The sequence below is a fragment of the Micromonospora foliorum genome, from assembly GCF_022229015.1.
Classification (GTDB): domain Bacteria; phylum Actinomycetota; class Actinomycetes; order Mycobacteriales; family Micromonosporaceae; genus Micromonospora; species Micromonospora foliorum.
Window position 1 is genome coordinate 1 of record NZ_JAKKFF010000178.1, and the last position, 7963, is coordinate 7963.

A 7963-nucleotide genomic window follows, 5' to 3' on the forward strand; every position below is an offset into this window, starting at 1 on the left:
GTAGGCACCCCGGCCGACAGCGCGCCGGCGGTTCGGGACGAGCCCGTCGGCGCACGCCCGGCGGCCGACCGCCGACTGCTGATCGGGGTTGTGGTCGCCGCCGCCGTGGCCGCCGTCTCCGCCGGTGTGGCCGGCACCGACGTCAACCTCTCCTGGTGGATCCCGGCCGTGGCCGGCCTGCTGGCGGCCGTCGGCGGGCTCCTGCTGGTACGCCAGGCCTGGCTGAGCGGCCCGACGTCCACCCCGGCGGCCCCGGCGCCCACCCCGGCGCAGTCGGCGTACGCGCTTGTCGTCTCGGTCCTGGTCGGCATCTCCTCGCTCTTCCTGGCCCGCAACACCCCGGACGACGTCTACTACGTCGGCAAGTCGGTGTGGATCGCCGAGCGTGACCTGATCCCGCTCAACGACTTCCTGTTCTCCGAGAACGTGCTGCCGGCCATGGGCTCGCAGCCGCCCATCCCGTCGATCGAGGTCTTCGACGGCGCGTTCGCCAACGTCGTCGGCATCCACGCCAGCTCGGCCCTCTGGTACGTGCTGCTGCCGATCATGGCGGTGCTCGCGGCGCTGGCGCTGTGGCGGCTGACGCACCGGTGGGCCCCGCGTCGTCCGCTGCTCGCCTTCACCGTGGCGGTCGCGTACCTCTACCTCGTCGCCGGCGGGGACGCCGCACTGGGCACGTTCCACCTGCCCCGGCTGCACGAGGGCAAGGGCATGTTCGTCTCGGCGGTCATCCCGCTGATGTGGCTCTACCTGACCGAGTGGTTCGACAACCGGTCGAGGCGCAGTCTGCTGCTCATCGTGGCGCTCTCGATCACCGCGATCGGCCTCACCAACACCGCGGCGATCATCCTGCCGATGCTTGTCGGCGCCGCCGGCTTCGCCATGCTGCTGGTCGGCCGGTGGAAGGCGGCCGTCGTCGCGGCGGTCGCCGCCCTCGCGTACCCGATCGGCTCGCTGGTGGTCTCCCGCCTGGTGCTCGGCGGGATGAGCGCGACCGGCGCGGACGACGCCTTCTTCGACGCGGCGTACACCTACCGGCGGACCCTGCTGTTCGGTGTGGTCGGGGTGATCAGCGGTCTCGCGCTCTGGTGCGGGGCGTTGCTCGCCCGTCGGCGCACGCCCGCGCTGCTCGCCGCCGGCGCCGCCCTGGCGTTGAGCGTGTTGTTCGTGCCCGGCGTGCTGGAGGTGCTAAGCGCGTTGAGCGGCATCTCGGTGGTGCTCTGGCGCGTGCCGTGGCTGCTCGCCCTGCCGACGCTTATCGGTCTGCTCTGCACCGTACGCGTGCCGGCGCCGACCCCGGCGCTGCGCCGGGCCGCGTCCGGGGGGATCGCGGTGCTGCTGGTCGCCTCGTTCGCGCTGTTCGCCACCCCGATGTGGTCGCCGAAGAGCTGGGTCGACGTGCACGACCGCCCCACCTGGAAGCTTCCGCAGCAGCGTCAGGCGATCGCGTTCTGGATCAAGGACCTGGACCGTCCGCAGGGCCTGCTGCTCGCCCCGAAGACGATCATGCGCACGTCACCGATCGTCACCAGCGAGGTCCGGGTTGTCCTACCTCGCGACTTCTATCTCGTCGAGTACGACCTCAACTCCCAGTTCGCCAAGGACCGACTGCTGCTCTCCGGCTTCGCCGACGGCACCGCCAGCCCGTCGCCGGCCGAGCTGAAGCCGGCACTGGACCGCCTCGACGTGGGCACCATCTGCGTCTACAACGGCAACCGGTACGCCCGCGACACCGCGCCTCAGCTGGGCTACCAGGAGTTCGCCAAGCGCAAGGCGCCCGGCGCGGTGACCTGCTTCCGGCGGGCCGGCTGAGCGCTGCACCCGCACCGAGTGCCCGACCCCGGGGTGGGGTCGGGCACTCCCCGGCGCGGAACTTTGCCCGAAATGGTGCCGGATACCCGAGCGACACCGAGCTGTCCCCTCGCGTTAAGGTCGCAGTCACACGCAGCCGGCCGCGATTGAGCCGCTGTGCGACGGGGGAGTGACGTCGGTCCATCACGGGCACAGCCCGCAACGAAATCTCGTAGGGAGCGAACTCGTTTGTTCGGCACGTTGACAGGACGCCTCGGTGTGGCCGCCCAGAGTGCGCTACTGGTTCTGGCCTACCTGGTCATGCTCGTCGGTGGCGTATTCGGTTGGATCGGCCTGTTCGCCGTCGCCGGGTTGGCCGCCATCATCGGCGAGTTCGCCGTCGCCCGCTGGTCACCGCCGTCGCAGCTGCTGTTGGAGAAGGTGGGCCTGCACTGGTCGTACCGACAGCTGACCCGCGACCTCGCCGCCGTGTTGCTGGTCGCCGCCGAGGTGCGGCTCAGCGACGGCGAGCTGACCCTGCTGCTCGTGCTGCCGGCCGCGGTGTGGGTCGTGTCGGTCTTCGCCGGTGCGCTCTCCACCATGATCGAGCGCCGTAACCCGCTCTCCGCCATGGTGCGCAACATCGAGCTGGGTCCACTGTCCAGCGCCCCCCAGCCGCCCGCCTGGGCGGCGGCGGTCGCCGGTGACCGGATGCCCCTGCTCAACCTGCTGCTGGTGCCGGCCGGTGTGGCCGCCGCGGTGCAGCACGATCCGACGCCGTTCTTCGTGGCCGGCGCGGTGGCGGTCGTGGCGACCGGTGTGGTGGGCGCCATCATCGCGCTGACCTGGCTACGGGGTCGGGGCGCGGGGCAGGGCCCGCTGCTGCCGGCGGTCCAGCGTTGGCTGGACAACTACCGGCCGGAGGTGGCGCTCTACTTCGCCGGCCCGGCCAAGGACGTCTACCAGGCGAACATGTGGCTCGCCCCGACCGAGGCGCTGCAGCAGCGCGCGGTGGTGCTGATGCGCAGCCGGGACGCGTTCCTGGAGCTGGCCGACACCCGGCTGCCGGTGATCTGCGTACCGGCCGGGGTCGACTTCATGAACCTCGACCTCGGCGGCATCCGCGCGGCGCTCTACTCCGCCAACGTCGGCGCGAACATCCACATGCTCCGCGAGCCGGGTACGAAGCACGTCTTCGTCGGGCACGGCGACAGCGACAAGCAGGCCAGCGTCAACCCCTACAGCAAGGTGTACGACGAGGTCTGGGTCGCGGGCCTGGCCGGCCGGGAGCGCTACGCGCGGGCCGGCGTCGGGGTGCTCGACTCGGACATCGTCGAGATCGGCCGGCCGCAGCTCGCCGGGGTGCACACCTTCGGCGCCGAGTCGGTGGACCGGCCGTTCACCGTGCTCTACGCGCCCACCTGGGAGGGTTGGCTCGACGACGACCCGTACCACACCTCGCTGGTGCTGATGGGTGAGCGGATCGTCAAGGGGCTGCTCGCCACGAATCCCCGGGTCCGCCTGGTCTACAAGCCGCATCCGCTCACCGGGTCGCGGTCCAGGGCGGCGAAGGTCGTGCACGACCGGATCGTCACGGCGATCCGCGCCGCCGGCGGCGACCCGGACGCGTCCTCGTTGGACGGCACCGCGCACCTGGTGGTCACCGGCCGCACGCCGGCGCTGTTCGACTGCTTCAACCAGACCGACCTGCTGATCAGCGACGTCTCCAGTGTGGTGTCCGACTTCGTGCAGAGCCAGCGGCCGTACGTGGTGGCCAACCCGGCCGGCCTGTCGGAGGACGACTTCCGCCGCGAGTATCCGACGGCTCGGGCCGCGTACCTGCTCTCCAAGGACTGCGGCGAGCTGGAGAAGATCGTGACGGTCACCCGGGCCGGTGACGACCCGCTGACCGAGGCCCGCCGGGAGCTGAAGACCTACCTGCTCGGCCCCGCCGAGGTGAACCCGATGGACCGGTTCCAGCAGGAGATCGACCGGCTCTGCCACTGAGCCCCGTCCTGCACGGCAGCGCGCCCGGTCCGACACTGTCGGGCCGGGCGCGACCGTGTCACCCCCCCCAGCAGGGGCGGTCATTCGGTCAGCCCAGCAGGGCGGCCACCGCGTCGGCGGCCGGAAGGTCCGCCGGCAACGCCCGCGCCGCCACCACCGCCGCGACCGGCAGCGGGCCGTACACGTGCGGGAAGAGCTGCCCGCCGCGCGACGGCTCCCACCGCAGCGCCTCGCCCAGCCGCTCCTCGGCGACGCTGAGCAGGGTCAACCCGGTCGCCCCGGTGAAGTACCGCCGCGCCGTCTCCACCACCTGGTCGCCGCCGGAGAGGTGGATGAAACCGTCCTGCCGGTCCACGGCCGAGCCGGCAAAGGCACCGGTGGCGAGGGCGTCGTCCCATTCCGCGTTCGACAGCATTTTGTAGATCACCACAGCAGCGTACGGGGCTGTCGTCGGTGCGCCCGCCCGGTTTTCGCCGGTACCGCCGCGCCCGTCGCCTCCCGCCGGGCATGCTCAGGTCAAGGGCCGCGGAGGGATGGGCGATGCAGAGCTACGACGATGACTGGACCGACAGCCAGCGTGCGCTGTACGACGAGTGCTACCGGGCCGGCGGCGAGTGGGCCGAGGACCCGGACACTCCGTCCGACGACGTACAGCACGTGATCAACCTGGCCGAGGCGGACGACGACGCCTTCCAGGATGCCGAGATCGACTATCCGCCCCTGGTCGACGCGGTCACCCAGGCCAGCGGGGTCAACGTCACAAGCGTGCCGGCCAGCCACGAGGACCCGGGTTTTCGTGGGTTCACCGACGGCGTCCGGGACGCCAACGCCGACGACGTCTTCGGCCTGTAGCGGCCGATAGCCCGCCAGCGCGGGCGGGCGGCCTCCCGGTCCGCGCGCGCTTCTGCCACCATTCGCAGAACAGCGCTGCGACGGACGGGGGCACGGGTGCGGATCCTGCTGGTGGAGGACGACCGCCGGGTGGCCGCTGCGCTGTCCTCCGCCCTCACCCGCCGGGGGTACGAGGTCGAGCACGCGGCCACCGCCGCCGCCGCGCTTTCCGCCGCCCCGTGTGATCTGGTGCTGCTCGACCTGACCCTGCCCGACGGGGACGGCACCGACGTGTGCCGGGAGCTGCGTCGGCGCAGCAGTCAGCTCGGCATCATCGCGGTGACCGCCCGGGGTGAGGAACGTGACCGGGTGCTGGGTCTGCGCCTCGGCGCGGACGACTACGTGGTCAAGCCGTTCTCGATGGTGGAGTTGCAGGCCCGGATCGAGGCGGTGCTGCGCCGCGCCGCGAACGCCGCGCCCGAGCGGCACCTCATCGAGGCCGGGTCGGTCCGCATCGACGTGGCCGCGCGGACGGTGACCGTGGACGGCCGCACGGTCACGTTGACCCGCAAGGAGTTCGACGTGCTTCTCTCGCTGGCCCGCCAGCCCGGGGTGGCGGTGCCCCGTGACCGGATCCTGCTCGACGCCTGGGGCACCACCTGGGCCGACCGGCACACCGTCGAGGTGCACGTCGGGTCCCTGCGCGGCAAGCTCGGCGACGCCCGCCTGGTGGAGACCGTGCGCGGTGTCGGCTACCGGCTGCGCGACGCGTGAGGAGCTGACGTGCGCCGTCGCCTGGTGATCAGCTATCTGCTGCTGATGGTCCTCGTCCTCATCGCGTTGGAGACCCCACTGGCCGCCACCATGGCCAGCCGCGAGACCGAACGGGTCCGCGCCGACCGGCTCGCCGACGCCACCCGGTTCGCCTCGCTGGCCGGGCCGGCGTTGCGCGACGGCGGGCCCGGCCCGATCGAGTCGGAGCTGGCCAGCTACGACGACCTGTACGCGATCGGCGCCGCGATCGTCGACCGGGACCGGAACATCCCGGTCTCGTCGCCGAGGTGGCAGCCCAGCCCGGGGACCGCGACGGTGCTGGACGTCGCGCTGTCCGGGCAGCAGACCAGCGCCCCCGAGTCGGTCTGGCCCTGGACGACCGACCCGGTGGTGGTGGCGGTGCCGATCAACGACGGAGGCGAGGTGCTCGGCGCGGTGGTGATCGTGACCCCCGCCGGCCCGATCCGCCGAGCTGTCGTCGCGTGGTGGCTGCTGCTCGCCCTGGCCGGTCTGCTCGCCGTGCTGGCCTGCGTGCTCACCGCGTTCGGGCTGGCCGGTTGGGTGCTGCGCCCGGTCACGGAACTGGACGCGGTCACCCACGAGATCGCCGAGGGCGACCGGGGCGCCCGGGTGCAGCACCGGCTGGGGCCGCCGGAGCTGCGCCGCCTCGCCGCCAGCTTCAACCACATGGCCGACGTGGTCTCCGACGTGATGGACCGGCAGCGTGCCTTCGTCGCGCACGCGAGTCACCAACTGCGCAACCCGCTCACCGCGCTGCGGCTGCGGGTGGAGGAGCTGGGGCCCAGCCTCACCGACCCGGACGGTCGGTCCGAGCACCGGCTGGCCCTGGAGGAGACCGACCGGCTCGCGCTGGTGCTCGACGCGCTGCTCACCCTGGCTCGGGCCGAACGGGAGGAGAACGAGCGCGTCACCGTGGACGCCGCCGCGGTGGCCGCCTCCCGGGTGGCCGCCTGGGCACCGCTGGCCCGGCACCGGTCGGTCGCGTTGCGGCTGGCCACGACCGACGCCCCGGCGTACGCCCAGACCGTGCCGACCGCCGTCGACCAGGCGCTGGACGCGCTCATCGACAACGCGGTGAAGTTCAGCGGGGCGGGCGGGGCGGTGACGGTGACGGTGGCCCGCCGCGACGGCGGGGTGGCGCTGGAGGTACGCGACTCCGGCCCCGGCATGACCGAGAGTCAGCTCGGCCAGGCGACCGAGCGGTTCTGGCGGGCCCCGGACGCGCAGAACGTGGACGGCGCGGGGCTCGGCCTGACCATCGCCGCCGTGCTGGTCGACGCGTCGGACGGGCGGCTCACCATGCGCCCGGGGGAGTCGCGGGGGCTGATCGCCGCCCTGTGGTTCCCGACGCCGGACCTTCCGGTGGAGCCGGCGGACGAGGAACCGGCCGCCGTCGACCTGCGACCCTCCCCGGCGCGGTGAGGCCCGACCGTCACGGTTTGGTGGCGCGGTACCAGGCGGCGGCGCCCGGGTGCAGCGACAGCGGCGCGGTGACGATCGCCGAGCGGGGGCTCATCCGACCCGCCGCCGGATGGGCGGCGGCCAGCTCGGCCCGGCGTTCCATCAGCAGCCGGGTCACCTCCCGGACCAGCGGCTCCGGCAGGTTGGCCCGGACGATCAGGTAGTTCGGGTCGGCCACCGTGGTCACGGCGTCCACCCCGTACACCGAGCGGGGGATGTCCCGGGAGACGTAGACCTGGCCGTAGCGGGAGCGCAGCGCCTCGGTCCACTCGCTGAGGTCCACGATCCGGATGGCGCTGGCCTTGGCCAACTCCTCGATGCCCCGGACCGGCAACCCGCCGGAGAAGAAGAACGCGTCGATCCGCCCGGAGCGCAGCGCCCTCACCGAGTCGTCCAGGCCGAGCCGTTCTCGGCGCACCTCGTCGCCACCGAGGCGGGCCACCTCCAGCAGCCGGGTCGCGGTGATCTCGGTGCCCGAGCCGGGGGCGCCGACGGAGACTCGCCGGTTACGCAGGTCGGCGACCGTGCGGACCGGGCCGCCGCTCGTGGTGACCAGGTGCAGTTGGTCGTCGTACACCCGGGCGACGGCGTCGACCGTGGGGCTTCCCGCCGTGCTGGTGGGCAGCACGTCGGCCTGGGTGAAGCCCAGCTCGGCCCCACCGGAGCCGACGAGCTGGACGTTCTCCGCCGAGGCGGCGGTGATCACCACGCTGGCCCGTACGTCGGGGAGTTCCCGGTTGAGGATGGCCGCCAGCGACTGCCCGAACGCGTAGTAGACCGCGGTGGGGCTGCCGGTGGCGATCCGGATCGACGTCGGCTCGGTCGGGGCGTCCCGGCAGCTCGCGACGGCCAGGTTCGCGACCAGCAGCACCGTCGACAGGGCGGCCAGGCCGGTCCGGCGGGACGAGGTACGACTCACGCGCTGCACTGTGCGCCGTCGGACGGGTGCGCGCAAGCCCGCCCCGGACTGTCGAAACCCGATCAGCAGGCTGGGCGACCTGCCGGTACCACGACCGCGCCCCGCGCCGACGCAGCGATCCCGCCGCGCACTGCCGGCGTCCCGGGGGCGGCCAGCGGG

At 72.9% G+C, this 7963-nt stretch carries 7 protein-coding genes; 5 read left to right on the forward strand and 2 right to left on the reverse strand.

What is annotated here, in order from left to right; all coding sequences use genetic code 11:
• Together PSH25_RS14460 and PSH25_RS14465 are read left to right on the forward strand one after the other, a co-directional pair.
• Positions 1-1812 (forward strand): DUF6077 domain-containing protein (locus PSH25_RS14460; protein WP_238659590.1); only part of this gene is annotated, 1812 nt, incomplete at its 5' end.
• 228 nt (positions 1813-2040) lie between these two features.
• Positions 2041-3798, forward strand: a complete 1758-nt coding sequence (locus tag PSH25_RS14465; protein ID WP_238659591.1) for a CDP-glycerol glycerophosphotransferase family protein — start codon at positions 2041-2043, stop codon at positions 3796-3798.
• Positions 3799-3886: 88 nt separating this feature from the next.
• On the opposite strand, the gene PSH25_RS14470 is transcribed toward PSH25_RS14465, so the two are convergent.
• On the reverse strand, positions 3887-4225 hold the full coding sequence (locus PSH25_RS14470; protein WP_238659592.1) for a DUF952 domain-containing protein: 339 nt from the start codon (positions 4223-4225) through the stop codon (positions 3887-3889).
• Between the two features lie 113 nt (positions 4226-4338).
• Between PSH25_RS14470 and PSH25_RS14475 the strand changes: the two genes are divergently transcribed.
• From PSH25_RS14475 to PSH25_RS14485, 3 genes are all read left to right on the forward strand, one after another.
• Entirely contained in the window at positions 4339-4650 is a 312-nt protein-coding gene (locus PSH25_RS14475; RefSeq protein ID WP_238659593.1) for a hypothetical protein, read from the forward strand.
• Positions 4651-4746: 96 nt separating this feature from the next.
• Positions 4747-5403, forward strand: a complete 657-nt coding sequence (locus PSH25_RS14480; RefSeq protein WP_238659594.1) for a response regulator transcription factor — start codon at positions 4747-4749, stop codon at positions 5401-5403.
• Positions 5404-5412: 9 nt separating this feature from the next.
• Positions 5413-6846 (forward strand): sensor histidine kinase, encoded by a 1434-nt coding sequence (locus PSH25_RS14485; protein ID WP_238659595.1) that lies wholly within the window; start codon positions 5413-5415, stop codon positions 6844-6846.
• A 10-nt stretch (positions 6847-6856) separates the two neighbouring features.
• Here the strand turns inward: PSH25_RS14485 and PSH25_RS14490 are convergent, their stop codons facing one another.
• The gene (locus PSH25_RS14490) at positions 6857-7813 is read right to left on the reverse strand and encodes a TAXI family TRAP transporter solute-binding subunit (RefSeq protein ID WP_238659596.1); all 957 of its coding nucleotides are present in this window, start codon (positions 7811-7813) and stop codon (positions 6857-6859) included.
• Between the last annotated feature and the right edge of the window lie 150 nt (positions 7814-7963).